Genomic DNA, 25,541 nt, shown 5'->3' with positions numbered 1-25,541 from the left:
ATAAATTATCATATTTTTATGTTGTTGCAAGTACTTTTTATGATTTAAGTAGGAAATTTTATGATTATTTCAAACTTGGCAGTTTTATTAGCAGAAAGGAAACTTAAGGTTGCTGATTTGGTAAGAAGTACTGGAATTAATAAATCTACTTTGCACAAACTTTATAATGATGAATCTGTACGGATTGATTTTGAAACCATTGATAAAATTTGTATTGCATTAGATGTGGGAGTGGGTGATTTATTGATTTTTAAGAAAATTGATAATAATCAAAATGATAATGATTAGTTTGGTCACAAATGGTCACATCAAAAAGTAAAATGGTCACAAATTATTGAACGATTGGTAAAAAACACTGTGCTTTGAAAAGAGTTTGGTGTTTTTTAAAGCCAAAAAAGCTCTGAGGGGGCTAAAAAGTAGTGATGAAATGAGAGCATTTGAGATCAATTAAGACCATTTTTATTGTCGTGGGCACGCCATGGTCACATCTTGGTCACAAAATACAAATTACATTAAGAATATTTTTTATTGAATTGAATCACAAAGGAAGGCGGAATTTTCAAAAATATAATAAAATCAACAAGAAAAAAGCCCTAATCTTTCGACTAGGGCCTTTTAAATTTGGAGCGGGAAACGAGACTCGAACTCGCGACCCCAACCTTGGCAAGGTTATGCTCTACCAACTGAGCTATTCCCGCATATTGAGCAGTTTTTACTAAAACTTACACTTAAAAAAACCAATCTGGAGCGGGAAACGAGACTCGAACTCGCGACCCCAACCTTGGCAAGGTTATGCTCTACCAACTGAGCTATTCCCGCGTGCCAGCTATAATACATTAAGCAAAACAAGGGTCAACAACTTTATGCAAAGTTTTTGCTTAATTGCATAAAATAAAAGCATTTATCTAGAAAATACCGAAAAACCAACCTTTAGAGGCGAAGTTTTAATCTATTCTGCCAAGATACTCTGCGTTTGTATCTCCGAAATCATCACAGACCTCATGCAAGTAGTTATGTATAATCAATGTACTATCTCAATCTGATTTACAGAGTGAATGATGAACTTAGAACAACAGTTAATTGAGCGCTTAAACACGTTAAACCCAACTCACCTTGAAGTTATCAATGAATCTTCAGGTCATGGTGGATACTTTCCAGGTAAAGAATCCCATTTTAAAGTTGTGGTGGTCAGTGAAGAGTTTCAAGGTTTACGTCTCGTGCAACGTCATCAGAAAATTTATGCGGTTGCTGCGGAATTGATGAGTCCTGGGAAAATTCACGCCTTAGCTATACATGCTTATATCCCTTCAGAATGGCAAGGACAAGCACCAGCAAGTCCTGAATGTGCCCATGCACCCAAAAACTAGGAATCGACTATGGACGCGCATTTAATTACCAAAATTATCCATATGTCAGCGGTGAGTTTGCTCATTCTAGTATTTGTCGCTCGTGCTGCAACTTTGTTTATTGGATTGCGAGATAATCAACAGCCAAATACAAGTTCAAGTAAAGCGATCGTGGGGTTACAGCATTTATCGTTAACTTTAATTATTGTTACGGGTGCTGTGTTGGTTTATATGAAAAACTTCCAAGTCGAGTCGTGGTTCTATGCCAAAGTCATCCTATTTTTTGTACTGTGGTCTTCGATGATCAAAATGTATAAAAAAGATGATACGGTGCTTTTGGTTCAACGTCGTGCTGGTTTATTGATCGGAACAGTGGCCTTAGTGGGTATTCTGGGCTTAGTTATGATCAAGCCAGTTTTTGCATGATTGTTTGACATTGTTTTAGTAATTGTTTTAGCACTAGGTTAAACTGCGTGCAGTTTACAAAAAATCTTGTAGAGGGAAATCATGTTAACTCGTGTGGTATTTAACCAAAAAGGTGGTGTGGGAAAATCAAGTATCACAGTCAATTTGGCAGCAATCAGTGCTAAACAAGGTCTAAGAACCTTAGTTATTGATCTTGATCCACAGGCAAATTCGAGCCAATACCTTTTGGGTGAAGATGCGACATATTCTGCTGATAAAACAGCATTAGAGCCAAACATTGAGAACTTCTTTGAAGATGTCTTAGGTACAACACAACAAAAAGGACTGATTGGTAATGCAATTGGTTCTATTTTGAAAGCCCCACGTGGTAAAGGGCTCGAAAGTTATGTACATCGTTCGTCATTTGAAAATTTAGATGTCATTCCTGCCAGCCCAAGTCTAGGTTCATTAGAACACGCATTAGAAAGCAAACATAAAATTTATAAATTACGTGATTCGATTCAATCGCTTAGCGCACGTTATGATCGTATTTTTATTGATACACCACCTGCCTTCAATTTCTTTACTTTATCCGCATTAATTGCAGCAGATCGTGTATTAATTCCATTTGATTGTGATGTTTTCTCTAAACGTGCGTTACAAACTTTGATTGAAAATGTGATCGAAACCCAAGATGATCATAATGATCGCTTAGAGATTGAAGGTATTGTGGTCAATCAATATCAAGCTCAAGCAAAATTACCACGTGAAGTGGTTCAACAATTGAAAGATGATGGTTTGCCTGTACTTGAAAGTATGCTGCCACCATCAGTTTTGATGAAAGAATCACATCAGAAGAATTTACCTTTGGTTCATCTCGCAGCTGAACATAAATTGACGCTTGCTTATGTCACTTTATTCAATGAGATTGAAGCAAAAAAATAAGAGAAGCTTATGAAGCGTTTATATTGGTTGCCAGTTTTGGCAACAACCTTATTTCTCGGTGCATGTGCATCGACGGTTAAACCTGCTTATGTATCTCCAACGCAATATCAGTCATTAAACTGTCAGCAACTACAAGCAGAATACAATCGTATTCAGCATTACATCGATAATGGTGTACAAACACCGAAGCGCACAGGCGTAGGGGTGGGAGTTGGACTTGGCGGTGGCTGGGGTAAAGGCGGTTGGGGCTTTGGGCCTTCGATCTCAGTCAATATGGGTCAGTCGATGAACACCAAAAATACTGAGCTTGCGAATGTACTGGGTCAGCAAGATGCAATTGTTCAGGCTGCGAAGTTTAAAGGTTGCCCAATTATTGTCAAACAGCGTGCAAATTCTTAATCTTCATATGTGCATCACTGGTATTTACGCTGGTGATGCTCAATTAAAGTTTAGCAAAATGTTTCATTAAAAATATAAATATAACAATGTCTTAATTGATTCTATCTTCAATTTTCTTCATTTCAAATTGTTCATTTTTCCCATAAAACTTGTTTGTCGCAGCGAATTTCGTATAAGGTGGCGAGCATGTTGAGTCAGTTGGTATCTATATGATTGAGAGTTGGTTTTTTGTTTTGGCGATGATCGCAGTGTTACTCATTCCAGGGCCGACGAATGCTTTATTAGCCAGTTCAACACATCAACAAGGCGTGCTGAAAACGTTGTCATATATACCTGTAGAGTGGCTAGGTTATATCTATGGGATCGGATTGTGGGCGTTATTTATCCATCTTTTTGACCCAATTTGGCCTGCTTTAATCATCATTTTGCATGTTTGTAGTGTTGCCTATGTTTTATGGCTAGCATTTCATTTATGGAAAAGTTCACATCTTCAAAAATACAATCAGCATCATCAACAAATTAAAACTCCTCGACTATTTGTTTCGAGTCTAAAGAATCCTAAAACATTGTTATTGGCAGCAGGAATTTTTCCAAGAGAAACATGGGACTCAGTTGAAAATGCATTATTGGTTTTCGCTGTGTTTAGCTTAGTGTTAATACCCGTATCAATTTTTTGGATGATCTTTGGGCGTGCATTATTGGCTGGTAGTTTGGTAGGAATCAAAGCCGACCACTTGTATAAAGGATCGGCTATGTTATTGATTATTTGTACCTTACCAATGATTTTTCGTTTCTTTTAATCAATGGGGCAGAGCATTATTTTGCTTTAATGCTTTGCATTTTCTGACGTAGAAAACCAATTACACCCGGTAAGATACTGATAATAATGATACCGAAAATTAAATGCGTAAAATTATCTTTCACGATTGGCATATTTCCAAATAAATAACCCAAAGTAATGAATGATGCGATCCAACAGAACGCCCCCACCACGTTATAGGTCAGGAAGTATTTATAGTTCATGCTGCCTGTACCAGCTACAAATGGCGCGAAGGTACGTGCAAATGGCACGAAACGTGCGAAGATAATGGTTTTTCCACCATGACGCTCAAAAAATTCTTGAGTCTTAAATAAGTGCTGTTTATTGATGAAACGCAAGTTCATTTCAAATACACGAGGACCTATGTAGCGTCCGATATGGTAATTGACAGTGTCACCAAGAACTGCAGCGATAAATAACAAGACACCGAGAACCCAAGGATCCATTGCACCAGTTGATGCGGCTAGCGCACCTGCCGCGAATAACAAACTATCGCCTGGTAGGAATGGCATCACCACTAAACCCGTTTCGACAAAAATAATCAAAAAGAGAATGGCATAAATCCAGACACCATAATTCTTAATAAACTCTAAAAGGTGTTCGTCAACGTGCAGAATAAAATCAATGAGTTCCATGAAGGCTTTAACACTATAAATTTGAGCTAAATCCTAGCAGTGCGTCTGTCTAATGTCAGTAAGAAAAGCAAATTAATTAGTAACTTTACTTAATGATGCAAAGCATAACGAATTGCTGTTAAATTAGTCACTATTGTTCTTAAAATAGAACGATGTATTAACAAATATGATGTTTATTGCAAATAGGAAGATACATAAACTGGTGTTAAGTTAAAAAACAAACAGTGTGGAATTGATTATGTTTAATCCTAATGTCGTTGTAAAAAATATCGTAACGCAATCTGGCGTAGAAAATACAGTGACTTTAATTGCTCGTATTTTAATGGCCTATATCTTCATTATTGCTGGATGGGGTAAATTGACCGCATATGGTGCTACAGCTGGCTATATGGAGTCGATGGGAGTTCCAGCGGCATTATTACCGATCACAATCTTGGTTGAGTTTGGTGGTGGATTAGCTCTGTTATTTGGTTTCCAAGCTCGTTTAGCTGCTTTGGGTTTGGGAGTGTTTAGTATTATTACTGCATTCATCTTCCATGGCACAGATGATCAAATGCAACAGATCAACTTTATGAAAAACTTGGCAATGGCGGGCGGATTATTTTACTTAATGCTTTATGGTGCAGGTCGTCTGAGTTTAGATCACGCAATTGAAAAATAAACAATCAGTTTCAAAAAAGCCCCACTTTTGATGGGGCTTTTTTACATCCTTTGAATTTACCGTTTATTACAAAAAATGATCTCACTGTTTATCGAAATTTGTTTGAATATTAAAGGATTAAATTGTTTGGAATGAATCAATGAGAACAATAAGCTTAGGTTTAATGGTCGGTCTTTTATCAATAGCTGCAAGCCACACATGGGCTGGGAAACAAGATGCTGTACTGTTGAAAGAAGCAGCTCAAAATAGTGTGCTGGTTAGGGATATCGTCAAATATGCAGATGAAACTGGTGTGACGCTCACAGGAAAAATTAGCAAACATTTACACAGTGATCATTATGAATTTCAAGATCAGAGTGGCAGCATTGTTGTAGAAATTGATGATGATTTATGGCAGCAAGCACGTTTAAGTGTTGGTGATTCTGTACGTTTAATCGGTGAGGTTGATACACATCGATTTAAACCTACGGATATCGAAGTAATCAAAATTGAGAAATACGGACATTAATAAAAAAAGGAAGCCTTAGCTTCCTTTTAAATTTGATAAAAATCTTAGAGCATAAAGTGGATTTGCATTTCCCCGACGAGGAAACCGAGCACAGCACCGACGATAATCAATGACCATTCATCTTCTTTGAATGCTGGGCGTAACATACCTTCAAATTCTTCAGGGCTGAGGCGTTGCATACGATCAACTAAGGTATTACGAACATTCATTGCATCTTCAGCATAAGATTCAACATAACGCATCGTATCTGGCAACTGTTTTAAAATACGTTCAGCAACTTCAGCTTTCAGGCTTTGATACTTCTCGCCACCAATTGCGTACACCACCAATGGGCGAACAATACCTGCTTGTAAATCAATTTCTTGTTTTACATGGCGGCTGACCAGTTCAATTACCTTGTCTGAGTGAGTTCCTGAAAAAAGCTCTTCCATCATGTTACGAGAGGTGAGTAACTGTTTCGAGATTAATGCAGCGTAGTCCGCAGCCACTTCATTTTGACGTTTAATGAATAGTCCTTGCCATGTGTAACCCATGATTTTTTTCGGGTACAAAGGTCTAAACATCATTTGTAATGCGATCCAGTCACTAAAGAAACCGACAAAACCACCAAACATTGGAAGCATCCAAGGATATTTTCCTTGTGTCACAATCCAACAAAGCATTTGTACGACACCAATCGCGAATCCAAAAATAAAGCCGACATTACTGAAGAATTTAAATTCTTGTTTGCCGACTTTTTTAAAGATTTCATTGAGGAGGCGTTTATCTTTGAGTAGGTTGTTGACCACCATGTGTTTGATATCGAAGTATTTAGACACATCACGCTGTACTTCACTCATGATGTGTTCAACGATTTCAGGTGCTTTGGTTTGGACACGTTTGATCAGTTTTTGACGAGCAAACTCTGGCATCCCTTCCCATAAACCAGGTTGGTATTGCTGAGCAACTTCACGAGTGATGTCTTCAGCGGCTGCCATGAGCGGTTTTTCAATTTCTTTTGCGATGCGTTTCGGATCGAGTCGTGCAAATATTTCTTCAGGTTTGATCAGTTTTGAGGTCATCAATTCAACGGCAGTGGTTGCCATTTTTTCAGCTTTGCGAGGAACGATACCTTGCCAGCCAATAGGAAGACCAAATAATCTTAACCCCTTAAACTCAAGTGGTGAGAACATCATTTGAATCGCAATCACTTTTGTTACATAGCCAATAAAGCCACTAATAAAAGGGATTGAAATATATAACCAGAAATTCTGTTGAAAATCTGCAATCATTTCTTGAAACATTATTGTATTGGTCCTTCAAGTCCTAATTGTTGCCTTATGACAAGACAAGCCATAGATGATAATGAAATGTTTTAGGACATTGGTGGTACACCAATATCTTTAGATTCTTTTAATTTTTCCTTTTATCAAGGACATCGCATTCACATAAAAAGGAAACGATGAGATCTATTGAATACCTTTCCATGGTAATGCTTTTTTCAGTTCATCATCTTAGCACCAATTTTTGCTTTGTGTTGAGCAGAATTGGCAAGAATTGTTGATTTAACTCTCTAAAATAGGCAAAAAGTTGTGAAATTTTAGTTTAAATTTCAGCAGGGATTAGCAAGTAAAGCTAAAAAATAAGATAGATGATGAATTGCGATGCGCCAAAGCGTGAAAAATGTTAGAATGTGGCGCTTAATTCATTTGCCTTTATGATTATCCCATGACGACCAATACTCAAATTACTGAAGATCGTATCCTTATTTTGGATTTCGGCTCTCAATATAGCCAGCTGATTGCACGTCGTGTACGTGAAGCGGGTGTCTATTCTGAAATGTATGCATTTGACATGTCTGAAGAAGATATTCGTGCATTTAATCCAAACGGGATTATTTTGTCAGGTGGCCCTGAGAGTGTACATGAAGAGGGTAGCCCACGAGCACCTCAAATCGTGTTTGAATTAGGCGTGCCAGTTTTGGGTATTTGTTATGGTTTACAAACCATGTCGGAACAACTTGGTGGAAAGGTAGAGCCAGGTACAGTTCACGAATTTGGTTATGCAGAAGTTGATATCTTGGTACGTGACCAGTTAATTGGTAACTTGCAAGATCGTGAGAACCAGCTGCATGTTTGGATGAGTCATGGTGATAAAGTAAGCGCGATTCCTGAAGGTTTCCAAGTTACTGCAAGCACACCAAGCTGTCCTTTTGCTGCTGTAAGTGATGAAACACGTCGTTTCTATGGCGTTCAATTCCACCCTGAAGTGACTCACACTGCGAAAGGTGAAGAATTACTTTCTAACTTTGTTCATAAAATTTGTGGTTGTCGTGGTCTTTGGACACCTGAGCACATCATTGATTTACGTGTAGAACAATTACGTAAACAAATCGGCGATGAAAAAGTTCTTTTAGGTTTATCAGGTGGTGTTGATTCATCTGTAGTCGCAGCATTGTTGCATAAAGCGATTGGCGATCAGTTAACGTGTGTATTTGTAGATAATGGTTTACTTCGTTTAAACGAAGGTGATCAAGTTATGCAAATGTTCGCAGAGAACATGGGTATTCGTGTGATCCGTGCAGATGCAGAAGAGCGTTTCTTGACTGCGTTAGCGGGTGAAGTTGATCCTGAGAAAAAACGTAAAATCATTGGTCGTGAGTTTATCGAAGTATTCGCAGAAGAAGCTCGTAAACTTGATGGCGTAAAATTCTTGGCACAAGGTACGATTTATCCTGACGTAATCGAATCTGCTGCAAGCAAACAAGGTAAAGCACACGTCATCAAATCACACCACAACGTAGGTGGTTTACCAGAAGATTTAGCTTTTGATCTTGTTGAGCCATTACGTGACTTATTCAAAGATGAAGTACGTAAATTAGGTACAACTTTAGGTTTACCTCATAGCATGATTTATCGTCATCCATTCCCGGGTCCAGGTTTGGGCGTGCGTATTTTGGGTGAAGTGAAAAAAGAATATGCAGATATTCTACGTCTTGCTGATGACATCTTTATGCAAGAACTTCGTGCGAGTGGTTGGTATGACAAAACTGCTCAAGCATTTGCGGTATTCCAACCTGTGAAATCAGTGGGTGTTGTGGGTGACGGTCGCCGTTATGCATGGGTGATTGCACTTCGTGCGGTTGAGACTGTTGACTTTATGACAGCGCGTTTCGCTCACTTGCCATACGAGTTAGTTGATAAAATCTCTACGCGTATCATGAATGAAATCAAAGATGTTTCACGTGTAGTTTATGACGTGTCATCTAAGCCACCAGCAACGATTGAGTGGGAATAATTTTTCCGCATAGTTATTAATGAAAAGGACGCGTAAGCGTCCTTTTTTTGTATAATTTTTAAAATAAAGAAGATATAAGTGCGGCTATACTATACTCACATAAATATTGTCTCAAAGATAACACTCAGCGTATTACCAAAACACTATATTGATTCATACTTGAATTGTTAAGATCATCAGAACAACTCATTGCAACAGCATAGGTAAAAGAGAGCGACATCATGAGTAATAATAACGATTACGACATTTCTGATTCAAAAGACTGTGAAACTTATATTAATCAGTTTATTCAAGATTTTACGATCCGTTCAGCAGAGATTGGAAAAGGGACAACGATTAAACGTGCATTGCCAAGCCGCCAAAAACGTTTAGTTGGTGCTTGGTGCTTTCTAGATCATGCAGGGCCAGTCAGCTTTCCAGCTGGAGATGGGTTAGATGTTGGACCACATCCTCATATTGGTTTGCAAACCTTTACATGGATGATTGAAGGCACCATGATGCATACCGATAGCTTGGGTTCAAAACAGCTTATTCGTCCAAAACAAGTAAACTTAATGACAGCTGGACGTGGTATTTCTCATACAGAGGTCGCGCCTGATACTGAAACTCAAATGCATGCTGCACAGTTGTGGATTGCTCTTCCTGATAACAAGCGCAATATGGAGCCTAACTTTGAGCATTACCCAGAACTTCCTGTTGTGGTTAAAGATCAAGTTGAATTTACAGTTTTAGTCGGTGACTTCCTCAATACTCTTTCTCCAGTTCAAGTACATACACCTTTAGTTGGTGTTGATCTAACAGCTCAAGCGGATACTAAAACGCGTATACCACTCAATCCAGCATTTGAATATGCTTTCATGGCGCTTGATGGCAAAGCTCGTGTGAACGGACATGAATTAACTGCTGATAATATGGTGGTTTTAGAAACAGGTTTGACGGAAATTGAAGTTGAAATCAAATCTGGTAATCGAGTGCTTCTCATTGGCGGTGAACCTTTTGAATCACCTATTTTGTTGTGGTGGAACTTCGTAGGGCGCACGATGGAAGACTTGCAGCAAGCACGTGAAGACTGGATTAACCATGATGCACGCTTTGGTGAGATTCCAGATTATCAAGGCAAACGCTTGGAAGCACCAACGCTACCTGATCAAATGAGGGCTTCAAAATGAGTGTTATCGCAAGTGCAAAAGTTCTAACTTTACCTGAACCGTGGAAAGGGGAAGTGACTAGTGGAACGCATCAATTTTTGACAGATAAGCCTGAATCTTTCGGTGGACATGACACAGGTCCCGCACCATATGATTTTCTTACAGCTAGCCTAGCATCATGTACCATGATTACATTGCGCATGTATGCTCAACATAAAGAAATAGCCTTAGGTGAGTTTACGGTTGAGGTGGATTTTCATACTAATCGGGAGCAACAGGAGCGAATTGAACGTCGTGTCACCTTTAAGCAACCTGTTTCACCAGAGCTAAAAGAAAAACTTCTCAATGTCTGTAGCAAGACACCTGTCACTAAAACTTTGTTACGCAGTTTAGACATTCAGACCGTGATTCTTTAAGGCTTTAGTGCTATTGTGCTTGGGCAAAACATAATTCTAAACGCAACTGTTAGAGGGATAAAAAACAACAGTTGCGTAGCACAAGCAGGCACACAAAATGATTACCTTACATTATCTGCAATGCTCACGTTCGTTTCGAATACTGTGGGCATTAGAGGAGCTTGGTGTGGACTACCAAGTAGAGTTTTATCAAAGGTCAGCCAGTTATGCAGCACCAGAAATCCTTAAAAACATACATCCTCTCGGCAAAGCACCTATCTTGGTAGATGATGGTGATGTAATTGTTGAATCGGCAGTGATTTTGGATTATTTGCAGCAACAATATGATCGACTTCAGCAGTTCAAACCCCAACAAGTGAAAGATCAAAGACAATATGACTATTGGATGCATTATGCAGAAGGTTCTTTGATGCCGCTTTTGGTGATGACTTTAGTCATGAACAATGTCAGTAAGCATGTACCGTGGGTGATTCGTCCAATTGCTGAGAAAATCACAGATGGCGTAAAAGGTGGTTTTATTCGTCCTCGTGTAAAAGAACATATTCTGTATTTAGAACAATATCTGTCTGAGCATGATTATTTTGCAGGTGAGTTTTCATTTGCTGATATTCAAATGGCTTTCCCATTGATTGCGTTACAAAAACGTCTACATGGGAAATACCCAAATATTCAAGCCTTTGTACAGCGAATACAAGAGCGCGCGGCATTTCAACGTGCCGAACAGAAAAGTTTAGAATCTGAGTGTGGCTAGTTCAAATCATCTTGCTTTAAATAAAAAAGGAACGATCAAGCGTTCCTTTTTTATTTGATATTTTGCCGATCAACGTTTGATGACAATCGAATCAATACCACTATTTTGAAGTGTTTGTTGTGCTGCTAAAGCGGCATCTTGGCTATCGTATGGTCCTGAAAAAACACGATACCATGTTTGACCATTTTCAACAGTTTTGACTACATCTGCCGATAAACCATTCAAAATAATTTCGGCACGTCTTGCATCGGCACTATCAGGATCGGGATAGCTTCGCACTTGTAAAATATAAGTGGCTTGAGCAGGAGCTGTTTGCTCACTTGGCGTAATTCCTCCTGACGCATCAGCGTTTGTCGCCTCTGCGGCTGGGGATTCAATAATCACGACATTACCTTGCTGTTTGGTTTCAGGAACAGCTTGTTCAGGAATTGGAGTGACTTGTTGTTGAGGGAGCAGATCATAGAAGCGATAGTCTTTGTTGGTATCTTCCTCTTGATAATGCTCTGATGTCACCTGATTTTTAGCAGGTACAGGTTGCCATGGTTTCCATAGCATCAACATAACCGCAACACATAGAATCGCCAAAATGGCTACAAGCATACCGAGCCACTTAGGTATGAGTGGTTTTTTGGGTTTATTTGGTCGTTCAGATACACCACGTTGCGTTTTTCCAAACACCTGAAATTCCTCTTGATCCTATTATGTTATTTGTAACGTGAATCATTGAATAAACAAAGCATTATGTTCAAAAATAATGCGTTATTCACCTTATTATTTATCAGATAAAACCTAAGATAGTGTTTTTTTCTGTAAAGTGAATATGAATCTCTCATTTGTTAAACTTAAACGATATAAATAATAAAGCAAGCAAAGTGGACTTTGCTTGCATCTATTGATTATAAAGTTGTTTAGATTACATTGAGTCTGGTGCAGATACGCCCAATAACTCTAAACCATTACGTAACACTTGCTGTACGTTAATTGAAAGTAATAAACGTGCTTGCGATAAAGGAATATTTGTTTCATCTAGAATTTTAACATTATCCAAGTTATACCAACCGTGGAACAACGCAGCTAATTCTTTCAGATAGTTACCAATTTGATGCGGTTCATACGCATTGGCTGCTCGTACCAAAATATCTGGATAAGCTGAGAGCTTAGCTAATATTTCAAATTCTGTCTCTAAAGTCAGTAATTTTGCATCATAATTTTGTAGAGTAGTGCGATCAAATGGAATATTCTTCTCTGGTGCACGAATATCTACCATACGGTTCACACGCGCATGCGCATATTGGATGTAATACACCGCATTGTCTTTGCTTTGCGAAACTGCGAGGTCTAAGTCAAAATCAATATGTTGCTCAGATTTACGCATCACGTAATAGAAGCGTGCCGCATCATTCCCAACTTCTTTACGTAGATCACGCAATGTGACGAACTGACCTGAACGAGATGACATTTGTACCATCTCACCGCCACGCCACAAACTCACGAACTGAACTAAAAGTACAGTCAATTTCTTCGAGTCATAGCCCATCGCGTCAATTGCTGCTTTGACACGTGAGATATAACCATGATGGTCTGAACCCCAAATATCAATTAAGTCAGTATAACCACGTTGTAATTTATTCAAATGATAAGCAATGTCAGACGCAAAATAGGTGGTTTGACCATTACGACGTTTCACAACACGGTCTTTTTCATCGCCGAATTCGGTTGATTTAAACCAGATATTGCCATCTTTTTCGTAGAGGAAACCGCGTTGATCAAGTGTTGTAAGTGCTTCATCAATTTTATCAGCCAATGATGCTTCACTAAACCATTGATCAAAGGTAACACCAAAGTCTGCGAGGTCGTCTTTAATATCATCTAAAATGGCATGCAAAGCCGCTTGGTGGAAAACGCGATAGCCTTCACCTAAATGCTGTTGAGAATTCGCAATTAAACCATCAATATGCTTTTCTTTATCCCCAGAGAGCACAACTTTGTTGCCATCAGCGTCTAATTCTTCTGCATATTGAACGTCTTCTGGTACATCTTTGTAAATATCTGTAACTGGACGAACATAAGCATCACCATCTTGATCAATGATGCTTTGTGCGATTTCTTTCACGTAGTCGCCTTGGTAGGCATTCTTAGGGAAAACAAGAGTTTGACCTGTTAACTCTAAATAGCGCAAATAAGTAGAAGTCGCCAAAATATCCATTTGACGACCAGCATCATTTACATAGTATTCGCGATCAACTTTAGCGCCTGTTGCTTCTAATAAGTTTGCAACAGTCATACCGTAAGCAGCGCCACGACCATGCCCAACATGTAGGCTAGAAGTAGGGTTCGCTGATACAAACTCAACTTGGATTTTTTTCGCAGCGTTCACTTGGCTACGACCATATTGATCTTTCTGTGCTTGAATCTGGTCGAGCACAGCAAAGCGTTGATCAGCATTTAGAAAGAAGTTAATGAATCCTGGACCAGCAATTTCTGCTTTACTAATATCAGCAACTTCTGGAAGTGCTGCTAGGATTTTTTCAGCAAGATCACGAGGTTTCATACCTGCAGCTTTCGAGCCAATCATCGCAATATTCGAAGCAAAGTCACCGTGACTTCGGTCTTTGGTACGGGTTAAATGGCTCGTGTTTGTCCAATCTGAAGGAAGTACCCCTTGTTGTTGAAGGGATTGCACCGCATGATCAAGAGCTGATTGTATTGCCGTATTCATAGTTACCGAAATAAATGTCGCGGAAAAACGCTAAATATAGCAAATTTCGCCCCTGTTAGGGGAGACATTTGGCGGCTGAGTGAATAATTTTAGTTAAGTAATGACCTATGTGAATGAGAGTTTCATTGAATCTCAACTTTTAGTTTGATTGGTAATTTCTGATTTGAATGAATGTGGTTTGGATCAAGTGTACAAGATTTTTGCATTATTTAATTATGAAATGGTTGATAACATCAAAATTTATGTGCTTAAGATTTATTGATAACTATGAATTATCACAACATAATTATAATTGTATGAAAATATTATAAAATATCTCTTGTATGTCGCTATTGAATACTAAGCCTGAACTGTATCACTGTTTAAAATGTCATTTTTATACGAAATAGCCTTAAGCTATTAGACACCACGAGCATGAAGTGATCTTTAAGAGGCTTTTGTGCTCTAAGCTGGAAAATGAGATAGGCAATGACAACAGGAAATCCAAGTAAACACCCTCTTTATATCCCATATGCAGGTTATACCCTCCTAGAATTACCACTTTTAAATAAAGGTTCGGCGTTCACTCAAGAAGAACGAACCAACTTTAATTTGCACGGTTTACTTCCACATATTATTGAAACTATTGAAGAACAGAGTCAGCGTTCATATCAGCAATATTGTGCGTTTAGTGATGACATCAATAAGCATATCTATTTACGCAATATTCAAGACACCAATGAAACCTTATTTTATCACCTCATCGAACATCATTTAGAAGAAATGATGCCGATTATTTATACACCAACTGTCGGGGAAGCATGTCAGCGTTTCTCAGATATTTACCGCCGTCATCGTGGTGTTTTTATCTCATATCCTGATCGTGAATTTATTGATGATATTTTACAAAATGTGAATAAAAACAATGTAAAAGTGATCGTGATTACCGATGGTGAGCGTATCTTGGGATTAGGCGACCAAGGAATTGGCGGGATGGGTATCCCGATTGGGAAGCTGTCTTTATACACTGCTTGTGGCGGAATTAGCCCAGCCTATACTTTGCCGATTACAATCGATGTCGGAACCAATAATCAGCAACTATTAAATGATCCGATTTATATGGGGTGGCGTCAGCCTCGTATCAATGGCGACGAGTATTATGAATTCATTGATCATGTGATCAATGCGGTTAAACGACGTTGGCCAAAAGCTTTGATTCAGTTTGAGGATTTTGCTCAAAAGAATGCTATGCCGTTATTGCAAAAATACCGCGATAAGATTTGTTGTTTCAATGATGATATCCAAGGTACTGCGGCCGTTTCGGTTGGAAGTTTAATTGCAGCGAGTCGAGCGGCAGGAAAACAATTAAAAGATCAAACGATTGCCTTTTTGGGGGCAGGCTCAGCAGGTTGTGGTATTGCTGAACAAATTATTGCCCAAATGATGGCAGAAGGTTTGACGGATGCTGAAGCACGTGCGCGTGTATATATGGTTGATCGTTTTGGTTTAATCACTGAAAATCAGCCGAACTTGTTAGATTTCCAGCGTAAGTTAGCGCAAAAGGCGGAAGTCATCGAGCAGTGGGCGAAAGTTGAAGATATTATTTCTTTGTTAGATGTTGTGCAGAATGTCAAACCGACCGTATTGATTGGTGTCTCGGGGCAACCAGGCTTATTCACTGAAGAAATTATTCGTACCATGGCGGCACATTGCGAACGTCCTATAGTCATGCCTTTATCAAACCCAACTTCTCGTGTCGAAGCAGTACCTGCAGATATAATCGAGTGGACTGAAGGGCGTGCGTTGATTGCAACGGGAAGTCCATTTGCACCTGTGAATTATCATGGTCAACTATACAATATTGCTCAGTGCAATAATTCTTATATCTTCCCAGGTATTGGTTTGGGTGTAGTCGCTTGTGCAGCTACCCGAATCACTGAAAATATGTTGATGGCTTCAAGTCGTGCATTGGCTGATTGCTCTCCTTTATTAGCAGATGCTCAAGCAGACTTATTACCTCCATTAGGTGAGATTCAGGCTGTGTCTAAAGTGATTGCTTTTGAGGTGGCGAAAGCTGCGATTCAAGATGGTGTTGCGGTAACGATCAGTGATGATTTATTGCAGCAAAAAATAGAAGAATCTTTTTGGCATCCTGAATACCGTCGATATAAACGAATCCCATTTTAAATAAAAAGGAGCGTAATGCTCCTTTTTTTATACTGCCAATATTTCCTCTAGAAGTTCATCACTAGGCGCAAAGTAATAGGCACCATCAACTGCTGTAGTGAAATGTAATAGGCGATCATGAATGCCATCACCAGCAGTTCCGAACATACGCTGTAACATTGCATCAATAATATTTAGATCATTGGTATAGGCGACGAAAAATAAACCTTGTTCACCTTTGCCATCACCATATGGCAAGCTGTGACGGAGGATTTCCATTTCTTCACCCTCATCGTCTTCCACGACTGTACGTGCAACATGAGAGTTTTCAGGTTTGACATCATCATCAAGTTCAATTGACTCTAATTTGGTACGACCAAATACTTGCTCTTGCGTATCTACTTTGAGTTGTTGCCATTTCGCTAAGTCGTGGACATAACGCTGAGCAAAAATAAAACTTCCATCCGCAAATTTGCCTGCTTGCTCAGGTAGCAGCGCAGCTTCAGCACGATCGTCAGGAAATTGAGGGTTTTCAGTGCCGTCAATAAACCCTGTCATATCACGTCCATCAAAAAATCTAAAGCAATGGCGTTCATCCAAGACTTCTACTTTGTCTTGAATACCTGCAAAGAAAGCTTGACTGATTGAGAAGCAAATATCAGCACGTGCACTTGCAATATGAATAAATACATCTGCAGGTACAACAGGCATATTAAATGCGCCACTTTGAGGGTCGAGTTGTTTAAAACCTTCTGGTGTTTCAGTGCTGAGTTGTGCCCACAACTCAGGACCAAACGCAACAGCAGTTTTAATTTGATCATTTGGATGTTGGGTGATGAGGCGGTCGCGAGTTGATAGGAGAGCTTCAATCTGTTGTTTTAATTCAGAAATTGTAAGATCTTTTAAGCGAAGCACAATAAAGCGTGCATGATCTGAAGGTAGTGGAAGAATGACAGATTGAGCAGTCATTAAAATCTCCTTAATTATTTTTTAATACAGCAAAAAACAATATTGTGCCTGATGATATAACTGTTTAATAGTTTATTTATTCTTTTTTACCTCATGAATTAGCAGAAAATTTCAGCAATAAAACAGTATAATTCCACTTTTATTTATCTCTTTTATATATGAGTTTCCAAGTTTGGTTCGCCTTTATGTTGGCATGCTGGGTGATTAGTCTTTCTCCAGGGGCGGGGGCGATCGCTTCAATGTCGAGTGGTTTAAACTATGGCTTTAAGCATGGTTATTGGAATGCGATTGGCTTGCAGCTGGCTTTGATTATTCAAATTATGATTGTAGCCGCAGGGGTGGGAGTTCTTTTTGCGACGACACCGTGGGCGTTTCAGGTGGTGAAATGGTTTGGGGTCATTTATTTATTATATTTAGCTTATGTTCAGTGGACTGCCCCAGCTCAAAATATTGATATTCAAACCGAGCAGAAAAACACACCTGCTTTAGTACTGGTGTTTAAAGGATTTATCGTCAATATGAGTAATCCTAAAGCTATCGTTTTTTTGTTGGCTGTACTCCCGCAATTTTTAGATTTAAACCAACCGCAGTGGATACAATATGTGATCATGGCGATTACAATGGTCGTGATTGATTTGATGGTGATGGCGGCATATACAGGACTTGCATCAAAAATCTTGAGATTACTGCGTTCACCTCGACAGCAAAAATATTTAAATCGAAGTTTTGCGGTGATGTTTGGTTGTGCAGCTGCATTGTTGAGTGCAATTCAGCAAACGAGTTAATCTTTTGCTGAAGACACGCTAAGAGATTTAAATTTTTGTGTTGCAAAAATAGCTGCGAATGTCAGTGCCATACACAAAACGATGCTTAATCCTGTAGCAATATTCAATGCTGCACTTGACCATAATCCAACGGTCACTCCAAATTGAGCAAGCATAAATGCCCAAATCACCATTTGTTTAGGGGAGTGAGCCAGTAAGCGAGCACTCAATGCGGGAATGACCAGCAAAGCACCCATCAGTAGAGAGCCTACTGCGCGAAGTGCCAACACGGTAAATAAAGCGAGAAGCAACATAAAAACTAGGCGTTGCCATTTAGCATTCACGCCTTCACTGATCGCAATGTCAGGATCAATAGAAATCTGAATTTGTGCGGACCATGAGCGATAAAGAACAACCAATGCTGCAGCGATAACAATCGCAAATAAAGGTAAATCAGCCCATTCGATACTCAACAGATCGCCAAATAAATAGCTTAATAGTTCAGGTCTTAAACTTGGTAAATGCTGTATTAGAAGTAGGCCTGAGCACAGTAATGTCGCTGAACACAATGCCAATAAGGCATCATTCGGCAATCTTGAATCATGTAGAACCCATAAAATAGCGACTAAGAGTCCTGCTAAACAACCAACACCTAACCAAAAAGGCAGTTGAAGCATTCCTGCTATAGCAACACCGAGTAATGTGCCATGCGCCATAGTGTCTGCAAAAAATGACATCCTGCGCCAAAGCATCATACAACCTAAAGGTGCTGTGAGAAATACTAGTAATGTCCCCATGATCCAAGCAGGTAACAGTAACTCTAACCATTCCATCATCGCTTAGACCTTTGGTTCAGGGTGGATATGCGGACGAGGGTCATGCGTACAGAGTTCAACATGATCGCTATGCCCACAATGATTGTGGTGATGCTGATAAAACATGCGTTGAGTTCCAAAAATTGCTTGATACTCAGGATGCTGTTGAATGCTTTCAGGTAGTCCGCTACAACAAATGTGTTTATTGAGACAAACTACACGATGAGTACCTTGCATAACCCACTGTAAATCGTGAGAAACCATTAAAACAGCACAACCATAACGCTCTGGCAGACTACGTACGTATTCATACAGTTCGGCTTCTGATTGGATGTCTAAACCCTGCATGGGCTCGTCAAGAACTAAAATATCAGGTTGACGTAATAAGGCGCGAGCAAGGAGAACACGCTGACGTTCTCCTCCAGATAGCTGCTGAACTTTAGATAATTGTAGTCTTGCAATCCCAGTGTCCTGAATAATTTCTTTGCGAAGATCACTTGCACATGCTTCTAGATCAAGTAAGTCTTGGACACGTAAGGGCAGGCTGCTAGACGGATTAAATTTTTGTGGGACATATGCCATTTTTAGCTTTTTAGCAAAAGTGACTTTGCCTGCGTTGGGTTGCATGATGCCAAGCAATACTTTGATCAACGTAGACTTACCAGCGCCATTCGGACCAATCAAAGTGACGATTTCTTTTGCTTGTAAAGCAAAATTGACATTTCTAAGGATGTCTCGTTTATCTCGTTGAACCGAAATATTTTCAAGTTCAATCAATGAAGGGCTTATTGACGAGTGCTGCACTGATGACATTTTCCAGAGATTTCAATAATGCTGTGTTGCGCGATAAATTGATCAGATGCCGCCAATTGATCTAACTGTTGAATTAAGCCTTGAGCAGATGCTTCTTTTACAGAGTGGCATTCTGTACAAATCAAAAAAGCAGCTTGATGTCCTTCACGTGGATGGCAGCAAGGGATGTAAGCATTGATTGAGGTTAAACGATGGATTAAGCCTTTCTCTAGCAGGAAATCTAATGTTCGATACACGGTGGGTGGTGCAGCAGGACGATCAGCTTGCCCTTTTATTTTTGCCAGAAGATCATAAGCACCCATAGGTGCCGAGGCATTTAGAATGAGTTCAAGAACTTCTTTGCGTAAAGGTGTTAGTCGTGCGCCAACCGCAGTACATAAAAGCTCTGCTTCCGCAATTCTTGCTTTAATATCGTGATGACCGTGGACACCGTGCAAAGCATTATCATGTTCATGTGAACAAGAACTCATAACTTGACCTCATTGTTTTGCACATATCATAACATGCAAATGATCTATAACTATCTATATCGTGATCTTGATGATTATGATGACAAGGGGCTTGGAAAATAGACATAGGCAATTTTTAACTTTTGTTATATTATAACATGCTTCGCTAAGTTGAGTACTACTGTAATGTCACGCCTTTTAATCTTTGTTTTCTTTTCAATGTTTAGTACATGGGGGTGGACTCAAAGTTTAGTGGTTTCGACACATCCAATTTATTTGATCGCTAAGGAAGTAACACAAGGAATTGAAGAGCCTGTATTACTTTTAAATGATCAAACAGGACATGATGTTCAATTGACACCTGCTCACCGCAAAGCGATTCAGGATGCATCTTTAGTGATATGGCTAGGCAAGGCGCATGAAGCACCTTTAGAAAAGCTCCTAGGACAAAATCGAAAAGCGATTGCTTTATTGGACTCAGGAATTTTAACGATACTTCCTCAGCGTAGTTTACGCGGAGCAGCTTTGGCGAATACGATGGATAGTCATGTTTGGTTGGAACCAAACAATGCAGTTCGTATTGCTTTCTTTATTGCGACTTTGCGATCACAGCAAAATCCTGAAAATAAAAATAAATATATGTCAAATGCAAAAAACTTTGCACAACAAATGCTACAGGCTTCACAAATATATGAGAGTACTAATAAGGCAAAACCATATTGGTCTTATCATGATGCCTATCAATATTTAGAGCGGGCGCTGAATTTGAAGTTTGCTGGAGCATTAACTGATGATCCGCATATTGCGCCTACAGCTGCACAAATAAAGTACTTAAAAGATAGTCGACCAAAGTCAAAAATGTGCCTATTGGCTGAAACTTCGGCAAGTTCAAGCCAATATCAGAAGCTGAATCCCATCATCTTTGAATCGGTAGATGAAAGCATGAGAGGGGAGGATGATTTTGTGGTTGCTTGGAAAAAATTGGCTTCAAAAACCGATAAGTGCGTATTAAGTGCGCAAAAATGATGAAAAAAAATTAATTGAGTTGACTCTATCGTCAGAAAATATGGTAACGAAAAAAGCAGACTTAAGTCGAGAAAAGATTGCATGTTCAGGGGTGTAACTCTATAATGCCTGCGATTCGAAACGATCATCAATAAAACTTGTCAAGCAGTTACGCTGTAAGTGGGTAAAAAATGAGCCGAACTAGTCGCATGATTGACCGACGATTAGCAAAAGCTTTGGTCTTCTTACAAGCGTGTATGATTCCAGTGGCAGCTTTATTGGCTTGGCTGATTAAAGATACAACTGCTGCTTTAAGTGCTGCGCTTGGAGCTTTGGTCTGTTGGTTAGCACACTGTTATTTTGCTTGGCAGTCGTTCAGAACGGCAGGTGCCAGAGCATCAAAACAAGTCATGCTAAACATGTATCGAGGCATGCTTGGGAAGTTTGCGATTGTGATCGTTGGTTTTATATTAATTTTAAGCAATGTTAAACCGCTGTCACCGGTTGCATTGTTTAGTGGATTTATCCTCGTACAAGCGATGTCGTGGGTCGCGCCGTTTTGGGCGTCGCGTCTACAAAAACGTGGATAAAGCACATTTTGAGATTTTTGGAAGTAAAAACGAGATTATTGCAGTACGCATGGTTCGTTTAACTTCTTTTTAATGATTGACATTGACCAGGTGTGATTTATGGCTGCTGAAGAACATGCCCTGACTTCGACCGAGTATATCAAGCATCACTTGACCAATATGACCTATGGCAAAATGCCTGATGGTACATGGAAATTGGCTGAGACTGCTGAAGAAGCTCAATCGATGGGGTTCACTGCAATTCACTTGGATTCAATGGGTTGGTCTATCGGACTTGGTGTTATTTTCTGTTTGTTGTTCTGGACAGTTGCGAAAGCTGCGAATGCAGGTGTACCAACTAAATTCCAATCAGCGATCGAGATGATCATTGAGTTTGTTGACTCAAGTGTTCGTGATACTTTCCACGGCAAATCACGTTTAATTGCTCCACTTTCATTGACCATTTTCGTGTGGATTTTCCTCATGAACGCAATGGACTTGATTCCTGTAGACTGGATTCCTTATCTAGCTCAACAGATTGGTGCAAGTGTATTTGGTATGGACCCTCACCACGTTTATTTCAAGGTTGTTCCATCTACTGACCCGAACATTACTTTAGGTATGTCATTGTCGGTATTTGTGTTGATCTTGTTCTACAGCATCCGTGAAAAAGGTGTTGGAGGATTCGTTGGCGAGTTGGCACTTAACCCGTTTAATCCAAGTAACCCAGTTGCAAAAGCGTTATTGATTCCAGTGAACTTGATTTTGGAATTAGTAACTTTCCTTGCTCGTCCAGTTTCGTTGGCTCTACGACTGTTCGGTAACATGTATGCAGGTGAGTTAATCTTCATCTTAATCGCGTTATTACCGTTCTGGATCCAGTGGGCGTTATCTGTGCCTTGGGCTATCTTCCACATTCTTGTAATCACGCTGCAAGCATTTATCTTTATGATGCTGACCATCGTTTACTTGAGCATGGCAAGCGAAAAGCATTAATGGTATTGCCTAACTATCACCTGATGGTTGGGCTTAAATTTTAGTTTAATTTGGTAATAACCTAACCTCTGAGGAATTTTTCATGGAACTCACTTTAGGTCTAGTTGCAATTGCATCTGCTATCTTGATCGCTTTCGGTGCTTTAGGTACTGCGATTGGTTTTGGTCTTTTAGGTGGTCGCTTCTTAGAAGCTGTTGCTCGTCAACCAGAATTGGCTCCACAACTTCAAACTCGTATGTTCTTAATCGCGGGTCTTCTTGATGCTGTGCCTATGATCGGTGTTGGTATTGGCTTGTTCTTCATCTTCGCTAATCCATTTGTAGGTTAATAGCTTAATTCCTAAATCCACATATTGAGGAATAGCGAAATGAATATCAACCTCACATTGATTGGTCAAGCAATTGCATTTGCGATGTTCGTCGCATTCTGCATGAAGTTTGTTTGGCCACCACTAATCAATGCGATTAGTGAGCGTCAGCGTAAAATCGCTGATGGCTTAAACGCTGCTGAAAAAGCTAAAGCTGACCTTGCTGATGCACAAGCACAAGTTAAGGCAGAATTAGATGCAGCGAAAGCACAAGCGGCTCAATTGATCGAACAAGCGAACCGTCGTGCAGCACAATTGGTAGAAGAAGCGCGTACCCAGGCTGCGGCTGAAGGTGAGCGTATTCGTCAACAGGCGAAAGAAACTGTTGATCAAGACATCAATGCTGCTCGCGAAGAATTACGTCAACAAGTTGCTGCTTTGGCAGTTGCTGGCGCAGAAAAAATTCTGAACCAACAAGTTGACGCAGAAGCTCATAATGCCATGCTGACTCAGCTGGCTGCTAAACTATAAGCGAGGCGAAATATGGCTGAACTCTTGACGTTAGCACGCCCGTACGCCAAAGCAGCATTTGCTTATGCATCTGAGCAGAATGCAACTGACGCTTGGTCAAATGCGTTACAACTGCTCAGTGCTGCGGTGCAAGACGAAGCATTTTCCGCTTATTTAAATCGCCCTGAGCTGACTCCTGCGGAACAAGTAGGTCTTTTTGCGAAAGTTTTAGGTGAAGATCAATCTCAATCAGTGTCTAACTTTTTGACACTTCTTGCAGATAACGATCGTTTAGTTTTATTGCCTGAAATTGCTGCAGAATACGAATTACTTAAATCGCAGAACAACAACACGTTGGAAGTGGAGATTGAATCTGCTTTTCCAATGGATGCGACACAAGAGCATATTTTAGCTCATGCGCTTGAAAAACGTTTTAACAGAACTGTACATGTGACTGTTACCGTTAATCCAGCGTTAATCGCAGGTGTTGTGATTCGTGCAGGCGACCAAGTGATAGATGACTCTGCGCTTAACAAGCTTGAAAAAATGCGGACTCGTCTTCTTGCGTAACAGCAAAAAGACTGAACTTAAAAAAGATTGAGGAATAGCGCAATGCAACAACTGAATCCATCCGAGATCAGTGCGCTCATTAAACAGCGTATCGGCGATCTGGACACCAGCGCGACCGCTAAGAATGAAGGTACCATCGTCATGGTATCTGACGGTATCGTGCGTATTCACGGTCTTGCGGATGCAATGTACGGTGAAATGATCGAATTCGACGGCGGCTTATTTGGTATGGCACTGAACCTAGAACAGGATTCAGTGGGTGCCGTTGTTTTAGGTAACTACCTAAGCCTTCAAGAAGGTCAAAAAGCTCGTTGTACAGGTCGTGTATTAGAAGTTCCGGTAGGTCCTGAACTTCTTGGCCGTGTCGTAGACGCTTTGGGTAACCCAATTGATGGTAAAGGCCCTATTGATGCAAAACTAACTGATGCTGTTGAAAAAGTAGCACCAGGTGTAATTTGGCGTCAATCTGTCGACGAACCTGTTCAAACTGGTTATAAATCAGTTGATACCATGATCCCTGTAGGTCGTGGTCAGCGTGAGTTGATCATTGGTGACCGTCAAACTGGTAAAACAGCAATGGCGATCGATGCGATCATCGCTCAGAAAAACTCTGGCATTAAATGTGTATACGTTGCGATTGGTCAAAAACAATCAACAATTGCAAACGTTGTACGTAAGCTAGAAGAAACTGGCGCTATGGCGTATACAACTGTTGTCGCAGCTGCGGCAGCTGATCCTGCAGCTATGCAGTATTTAGCTCCGTACTCAGGCTGTACAATGGGTGAATACTTCCGTGACCGCGGTGAAGATGCGTTAATTATTTATGATGATTTGTCTAAGCAAGCTGTTGCTTACCGTCAAATTTCATTGTTATTACGTCGTCCACCAGGTCGTGAAGCGTATCCAGGTGACGTATTCTATCTTCACTCACGTCTTCTTGAGCGTGCTTCGCGCGTTTCAGCTGACTATGTTGAGAAGTTCACGAACGGTGCAGTAACTGGTCAAACTGGTTCTTTAACTGCGTTACCGATCATTGAAACTCAAGCGGGTGACGTATCTGCATTCGTACCAACGAACGTAATTTCGATTACTGACGGTCAGATCTTCTTAGAAACATCATTATTCAACGCGGGTATTCGTCCTGCTGTGAACGCGGGTATCTCTGTATCGCGTGTTGGTGGTTCTGCTCAAACTAAGATCATCAAAAAATTGTCTGGTGGTATCCGTACTGCTTTAGCACAATACCGTGAATTGGCTGCGTTTGCTCAGTTCGCTTCTGATCTTGATGAAGCAACTCGTAAGCAACTTGAGCATGGTCAACGTGTAACTGAGTTAATGAAGCAGAAACAATATGCTCCTTACTCAATTGCTGACCAAGCTGTATCTGTTTATGCATCTAACGAAGGCTACATGGCTGACGTTGAAGTGAAGAAAATCGTAGACTTTGATGCTGCGTTAATTGCTTACTTCCGTTCAGAACATGCTGCGTTAATGCAACAGATCGATGAAACTGGTGATTATAACAAAGACATCGAAGCAGCATTCAAAGCAGGTATTGAGAGCTTCAAAGCGACTCAAACTTACTAAGTTTATCTTTAGT

At 40.0% G+C, this 25,541-nt stretch carries 29 protein-coding genes and 2 tRNA genes; 21 read left to right on the top strand and 10 right to left on the bottom strand.

The window, feature by feature from the left end; translation table 11 throughout:
• Positions 1–60 precede the first annotated feature (60 nt).
• Positions 61–288 carry a helix-turn-helix domain-containing protein gene (locus H2677_RS15005; RefSeq protein ID WP_000587224.1) on the top strand — a complete coding sequence of 76 codons (228 nt, stop codon included), beginning with the start codon at positions 61–63 and terminating at the stop codon, positions 286–288.
• Between the two features lie 334 nt (positions 289–622).
• On the opposite strand, the gene H2677_RS15000 is transcribed toward H2677_RS15005, so the two are convergent.
• Together H2677_RS15000 and H2677_RS14995 are read right to left on the bottom strand one after the other, a co-directional pair.
• Positions 623–698: transfer RNA gene (locus H2677_RS15000), tRNA-Gly, on the bottom strand.
• A 45-nt stretch (positions 699–743) separates the two neighbouring features.
• Positions 744–819 (bottom strand) — tRNA-Gly (locus tag H2677_RS14995).
• 239 nt (positions 820–1,058) lie between these two features.
• Here H2677_RS14995 and H2677_RS14990 point away from each other — a divergent pair.
• The 5 genes from H2677_RS14990 to H2677_RS14970 all read left to right on the top strand — a co-directional run bounded on the left by H2677_RS14990 (position 1,059) and on the right by H2677_RS14970 (position 3,895).
• On the top strand, positions 1,059–1,367 hold the full coding sequence (locus H2677_RS14990; RefSeq protein WP_004905618.1) for a BolA family protein: 309 nt from the start codon (positions 1,059–1,061) through the stop codon (positions 1,365–1,367).
• Between the two features lie 9 nt (positions 1,368–1,376).
• A complete protein-coding gene (locus H2677_RS14985) occupies positions 1,377–1,772 on the top strand; it encodes a SirB2 family protein (protein WP_212638843.1) in 396 nt (131 codons plus the stop codon).
• Positions 1,773–1,853: 81 nt separating this feature from the next.
• Positions 1,854–2,696, top strand: a complete 843-nt coding sequence (locus H2677_RS14980) for a ParA family protein (protein WP_004905614.1) — start codon at positions 1,854–1,856, stop codon at positions 2,694–2,696.
• 9 nt (positions 2,697–2,705) lie between these two features.
• A complete protein-coding gene (locus tag H2677_RS14975; RefSeq protein WP_004956592.1) occupies positions 2,706–3,095 on the top strand; it encodes a hypothetical protein in 390 nt (129 codons plus the stop codon).
• A gap of 209 nt (positions 3,096–3,304) precedes the next feature.
• On the top strand, positions 3,305–3,895 hold the full coding sequence (locus tag H2677_RS14970) for a LysE family translocator (protein ID WP_004956591.1): 591 nt from the start codon (positions 3,305–3,307) through the stop codon (positions 3,893–3,895).
• Between the two features lie 16 nt (positions 3,896–3,911).
• On the opposite strand, the gene H2677_RS14965 is transcribed toward H2677_RS14970, so the two are convergent.
• Complete coding sequence (locus tag H2677_RS14965; RefSeq protein ID WP_004905607.1) at positions 3,912–4,550, bottom strand: DedA family protein; 639 nt, start codon at positions 4,548–4,550, stop codon at positions 3,912–3,914.
• 238 nt (positions 4,551–4,788) lie between these two features.
• Between H2677_RS14965 and H2677_RS14960 the strand changes: the two genes are divergently transcribed.
• Both H2677_RS14960 and H2677_RS14955 read left to right on the top strand, forming a co-directional pair.
• A complete protein-coding gene (locus H2677_RS14960) occupies positions 4,789–5,211 on the top strand; it encodes a DoxX family protein (protein ID WP_004956589.1) in 423 nt (140 codons plus the stop codon).
• 139 nt (positions 5,212–5,350) lie between these two features.
• Positions 5,351–5,719 carry a NirD/YgiW/YdeI family stress tolerance protein gene (locus H2677_RS14955; protein ID WP_129261079.1) on the top strand — a complete coding sequence of 123 codons (369 nt, stop codon included), beginning with the start codon at positions 5,351–5,353 and terminating at the stop codon, positions 5,717–5,719.
• A 44-nt stretch (positions 5,720–5,763) separates the two neighbouring features.
• On the opposite strand, the gene H2677_RS14950 is transcribed toward H2677_RS14955, so the two are convergent.
• Positions 5,764–6,990 carry a DUF445 family protein gene (locus tag H2677_RS14950; RefSeq protein WP_171065615.1) on the bottom strand — a complete coding sequence of 409 codons (1,227 nt, stop codon included), beginning with the start codon at positions 6,988–6,990 and terminating at the stop codon, positions 5,764–5,766.
• Between the two features lie 436 nt (positions 6,991–7,426).
• On the opposite strand from H2677_RS14950, the gene guaA reads away from it, so the two are divergent.
• The 4 genes from guaA to H2677_RS14930 all read left to right on the top strand — a co-directional run bounded on the left by guaA (position 7,427) and on the right by H2677_RS14930 (position 11,310).
• Positions 7,427–8,995, top strand: coding sequence for a glutamine-hydrolyzing GMP synthase (gene guaA / locus H2677_RS14945; protein WP_004905594.1), 1,569 nt, complete (start codon positions 7,427–7,429; stop codon positions 8,993–8,995).
• Between the two features lie 221 nt (positions 8,996–9,216).
• Positions 9,217–10,164 (top strand): pirin family protein, encoded by a 948-nt coding sequence (locus H2677_RS14940; protein ID WP_099949370.1) that lies wholly within the window; start codon positions 9,217–9,219, stop codon positions 10,162–10,164.
• A complete protein-coding gene (locus H2677_RS14935; RefSeq protein ID WP_212638842.1) occupies positions 10,161–10,559 on the top strand; it encodes an OsmC family protein in 399 nt (132 codons plus the stop codon). Before H2677_RS14940 ends, H2677_RS14935 begins: the two co-directional genes overlap by 4 nt.
• 97 nt (positions 10,560–10,656) lie before the next feature.
• Positions 10,657–11,310: a glutathione S-transferase family protein gene (locus H2677_RS14930; protein ID WP_125299861.1), complete on the top strand. Its 654-nt coding sequence runs from the start codon at positions 10,657–10,659 to the stop codon at positions 11,308–11,310.
• 69 nt (positions 11,311–11,379) lie between these two features.
• On the opposite strand, the gene H2677_RS14925 is transcribed toward H2677_RS14930, so the two are convergent.
• Positions 11,380–11,988, bottom strand: coding sequence for an SPOR domain-containing protein (locus tag H2677_RS14925; protein ID WP_212638841.1), 609 nt, complete (start codon positions 11,986–11,988; stop codon positions 11,380–11,382).
• 235 nt (positions 11,989–12,223) lie between these two features.
• Complete coding sequence (gene argS / locus H2677_RS14920) at positions 12,224–14,029, bottom strand: arginine--tRNA ligase (RefSeq protein ID WP_212638840.1); 1,806 nt, start codon at positions 14,027–14,029, stop codon at positions 12,224–12,226.
• 468 nt (positions 14,030–14,497) lie between these two features.
• Between argS and H2677_RS14915 the strand changes: the two genes are divergently transcribed.
• Entirely contained in the window at positions 14,498–16,195 is a 1,698-nt protein-coding gene (locus H2677_RS14915) for an NAD-dependent malic enzyme (RefSeq protein WP_004956579.1), read from the top strand.
• A 27-nt stretch (positions 16,196–16,222) separates the two neighbouring features.
• On the opposite strand, the gene H2677_RS14910 is transcribed toward H2677_RS14915, so the two are convergent.
• Positions 16,223–17,143 (bottom strand): Dyp-type peroxidase, encoded by a 921-nt coding sequence (locus H2677_RS14910; RefSeq protein ID WP_004956577.1) that lies wholly within the window; start codon positions 17,141–17,143, stop codon positions 16,223–16,225.
• A gap of 158 nt (positions 17,144–17,301) precedes the next feature.
• Here H2677_RS14910 and H2677_RS14905 point away from each other — a divergent pair, with 158 nt between their 5' ends.
• On the top strand, positions 17,302–17,928 hold the full coding sequence (locus H2677_RS14905) for a LysE family transporter (RefSeq protein ID WP_004905561.1): 627 nt from the start codon (positions 17,302–17,304) through the stop codon (positions 17,926–17,928).
• Here the strand turns inward: H2677_RS14905 and znuB are convergent.
• The 3 genes from znuB to H2677_RS14890 are packed head-to-tail and all read right to left on the bottom strand — an operon-like array spanning position 17,925 to position 20,005.
• Positions 17,925–18,743 carry a zinc ABC transporter permease subunit ZnuB gene (gene znuB / locus H2677_RS14900; RefSeq protein ID WP_212638839.1) on the bottom strand — a complete coding sequence of 273 codons (819 nt, stop codon included), beginning with the start codon at positions 18,741–18,743 and terminating at the stop codon, positions 17,925–17,927. The two genes, H2677_RS14905 and znuB, sit on opposite strands and share 4 nt — an antisense overlap.
• 3 nt (positions 18,744–18,746) lie before the next feature.
• Positions 18,747–19,535 carry a zinc ABC transporter ATP-binding protein ZnuC gene (znuC, locus tag H2677_RS14895; RefSeq protein ID WP_212638838.1) on the bottom strand — a complete coding sequence of 263 codons (789 nt, stop codon included), beginning with the start codon at positions 19,533–19,535 and terminating at the stop codon, positions 18,747–18,749.
• The gene (locus tag H2677_RS14890) at positions 19,508–20,005 is read right to left on the bottom strand and encodes a transcriptional repressor (RefSeq protein ID WP_004905556.1); all 498 of its coding nucleotides are present in this window, start codon (positions 20,003–20,005) and stop codon (positions 19,508–19,510) included. The genes znuC and H2677_RS14890 overlap by 28 nt, the downstream gene beginning before the upstream one ends.
• 165 nt (positions 20,006–20,170) lie before the next feature.
• Here H2677_RS14890 and H2677_RS14885 point away from each other — a divergent pair, with 165 nt between their 5' ends.
• From H2677_RS14885 to atpA, 7 genes are all read left to right on the top strand, one after another.
• The gene (locus tag H2677_RS14885) at positions 20,171–21,010 is read left to right on the top strand and encodes a metal ABC transporter substrate-binding protein (RefSeq protein WP_004905554.1); all 840 of its coding nucleotides are present in this window, start codon (positions 20,171–20,173) and stop codon (positions 21,008–21,010) included.
• A gap of 170 nt (positions 21,011–21,180) precedes the next feature.
• The gene (locus H2677_RS14880; protein WP_004956567.1) at positions 21,181–21,579 is read left to right on the top strand and encodes an ATP synthase subunit I; all 399 of its coding nucleotides are present in this window, start codon (positions 21,181–21,183) and stop codon (positions 21,577–21,579) included.
• Positions 21,580–21,678: 99 nt separating this feature from the next.
• The gene (atpB, locus tag H2677_RS14875; protein WP_004905552.1) at positions 21,679–22,554 is read left to right on the top strand and encodes a F0F1 ATP synthase subunit A; all 876 of its coding nucleotides are present in this window, start codon (positions 21,679–21,681) and stop codon (positions 22,552–22,554) included.
• A gap of 82 nt (positions 22,555–22,636) precedes the next feature.
• Positions 22,637–22,882 carry a F0F1 ATP synthase subunit C gene (gene atpE, locus H2677_RS14870; protein WP_000424060.1) on the top strand — a complete coding sequence of 82 codons (246 nt, stop codon included), beginning with the start codon at positions 22,637–22,639 and terminating at the stop codon, positions 22,880–22,882.
• A gap of 39 nt (positions 22,883–22,921) precedes the next feature.
• The gene (locus tag H2677_RS14865; protein WP_004905548.1) at positions 22,922–23,392 is read left to right on the top strand and encodes a F0F1 ATP synthase subunit B; all 471 of its coding nucleotides are present in this window, start codon (positions 22,922–22,924) and stop codon (positions 23,390–23,392) included.
• 12 nt (positions 23,393–23,404) lie between these two features.
• Complete coding sequence (locus H2677_RS14860) at positions 23,405–23,941, top strand: F0F1 ATP synthase subunit delta (protein ID WP_168154715.1); 537 nt, start codon at positions 23,405–23,407, stop codon at positions 23,939–23,941.
• Between the two features lie 42 nt (positions 23,942–23,983).
• Entirely contained in the window at positions 23,984–25,528 is a 1,545-nt protein-coding gene (gene atpA, locus H2677_RS14855) for a F0F1 ATP synthase subunit alpha (RefSeq protein ID WP_004777723.1), read from the top strand.
• The last annotated feature ends 13 nt before the right edge of the window (positions 25,529–25,541 follow it).

Source organism: Acinetobacter junii, assembly GCF_018336855.1.
Classification (GTDB): Bacteria; Pseudomonadota; Gammaproteobacteria; order Pseudomonadales; family Moraxellaceae; genus Acinetobacter; species Acinetobacter junii.
This window is presented reverse-complemented; position numbering and strand designations above follow the sequence as displayed.

Coding starts and splice junctions, on each gene's coding strand:
- H2677_RS15005 (WP_000587224.1), top strand. CDS start 61: ATGATTATTTCAAACTTGGCAGTTTTATTAGCAGAAAGGAAACTTAAG.
- H2677_RS14990 (WP_004905618.1), top strand. CDS start 1,059: ATGAACTTAGAACAACAGTTAATTGAGCGCTTAAACACGTTAAACCCA.
- H2677_RS14985 (WP_212638843.1), top strand. CDS start 1,377: ATGGACGCGCATTTAATTACCAAAATTATCCATATGTCAGCGGTGAGT.
- H2677_RS14980 (WP_004905614.1), top strand. CDS start 1,854: ATGTTAACTCGTGTGGTATTTAACCAAAAAGGTGGTGTGGGAAAATCA.
- H2677_RS14975 (WP_004956592.1), top strand. CDS start 2,706: ATGAAGCGTTTATATTGGTTGCCAGTTTTGGCAACAACCTTATTTCTC.
- H2677_RS14970 (WP_004956591.1), top strand. CDS start 3,305: ATGATTGAGAGTTGGTTTTTTGTTTTGGCGATGATCGCAGTGTTACTC.
- H2677_RS14965 (WP_004905607.1), bottom strand. CDS start 4,550: ATGGAACTCATTGATTTTATTCTGCACGTTGACGAACACCTTTTAGAG.
- H2677_RS14960 (WP_004956589.1), top strand. CDS start 4,789: ATGTTTAATCCTAATGTCGTTGTAAAAAATATCGTAACGCAATCTGGC.
- H2677_RS14955 (WP_129261079.1), top strand. CDS start 5,351: ATGAGAACAATAAGCTTAGGTTTAATGGTCGGTCTTTTATCAATAGCT.
- H2677_RS14950 (WP_171065615.1), bottom strand. CDS start 6,990: ATGATTGCAGATTTTCAACAGAATTTCTGGTTATATATTTCAATCCCT.
- guaA (WP_004905594.1), top strand. CDS start 7,427: ATGACGACCAATACTCAAATTACTGAAGATCGTATCCTTATTTTGGAT.
- H2677_RS14940 (WP_099949370.1), top strand. CDS start 9,217: ATGAGTAATAATAACGATTACGACATTTCTGATTCAAAAGACTGTGAA.
- H2677_RS14935 (WP_212638842.1), top strand. CDS start 10,161: ATGAGTGTTATCGCAAGTGCAAAAGTTCTAACTTTACCTGAACCGTGG.
- H2677_RS14930 (WP_125299861.1), top strand. CDS start 10,657: ATGATTACCTTACATTATCTGCAATGCTCACGTTCGTTTCGAATACTG.
- argS (WP_212638840.1), bottom strand. CDS start 14,029: ATGAATACGGCAATACAATCAGCTCTTGATCATGCGGTGCAATCCCTT.
- H2677_RS14915 (WP_004956579.1), top strand. CDS start 14,498: ATGACAACAGGAAATCCAAGTAAACACCCTCTTTATATCCCATATGCA.
- H2677_RS14910 (WP_004956577.1), bottom strand. CDS start 17,143: ATGACTGCTCAATCTGTCATTCTTCCACTACCTTCAGATCATGCACGC.
- H2677_RS14905 (WP_004905561.1), top strand. CDS start 17,302: ATGAGTTTCCAAGTTTGGTTCGCCTTTATGTTGGCATGCTGGGTGATT.
- znuB (WP_212638839.1), bottom strand. CDS start 18,743: ATGATGGAATGGTTAGAGTTACTGTTACCTGCTTGGATCATGGGGACA.
- znuC (WP_212638838.1), bottom strand. CDS start 19,535: ATGTCATCAGTGCAGCACTCGTCAATAAGCCCTTCATTGATTGAACTT.
- H2677_RS14890 (WP_004905556.1), bottom strand. CDS start 20,005: ATGAGTTCTTGTTCACATGAACATGATAATGCTTTGCACGGTGTCCAC.
- H2677_RS14885 (WP_004905554.1), top strand. CDS start 20,171: ATGTCACGCCTTTTAATCTTTGTTTTCTTTTCAATGTTTAGTACATGG.
- H2677_RS14880 (WP_004956567.1), top strand. CDS start 21,181: ATGAGCCGAACTAGTCGCATGATTGACCGACGATTAGCAAAAGCTTTG.
- atpB (WP_004905552.1), top strand. CDS start 21,679: ATGGCTGCTGAAGAACATGCCCTGACTTCGACCGAGTATATCAAGCAT.
- atpE (WP_000424060.1), top strand. CDS start 22,637: ATGGAACTCACTTTAGGTCTAGTTGCAATTGCATCTGCTATCTTGATC.
- H2677_RS14865 (WP_004905548.1), top strand. CDS start 22,922: ATGAATATCAACCTCACATTGATTGGTCAAGCAATTGCATTTGCGATG.
- H2677_RS14860 (WP_168154715.1), top strand. CDS start 23,405: ATGGCTGAACTCTTGACGTTAGCACGCCCGTACGCCAAAGCAGCATTT.
- atpA (WP_004777723.1), top strand. CDS start 23,984: ATGCAACAACTGAATCCATCCGAGATCAGTGCGCTCATTAAACAGCGT.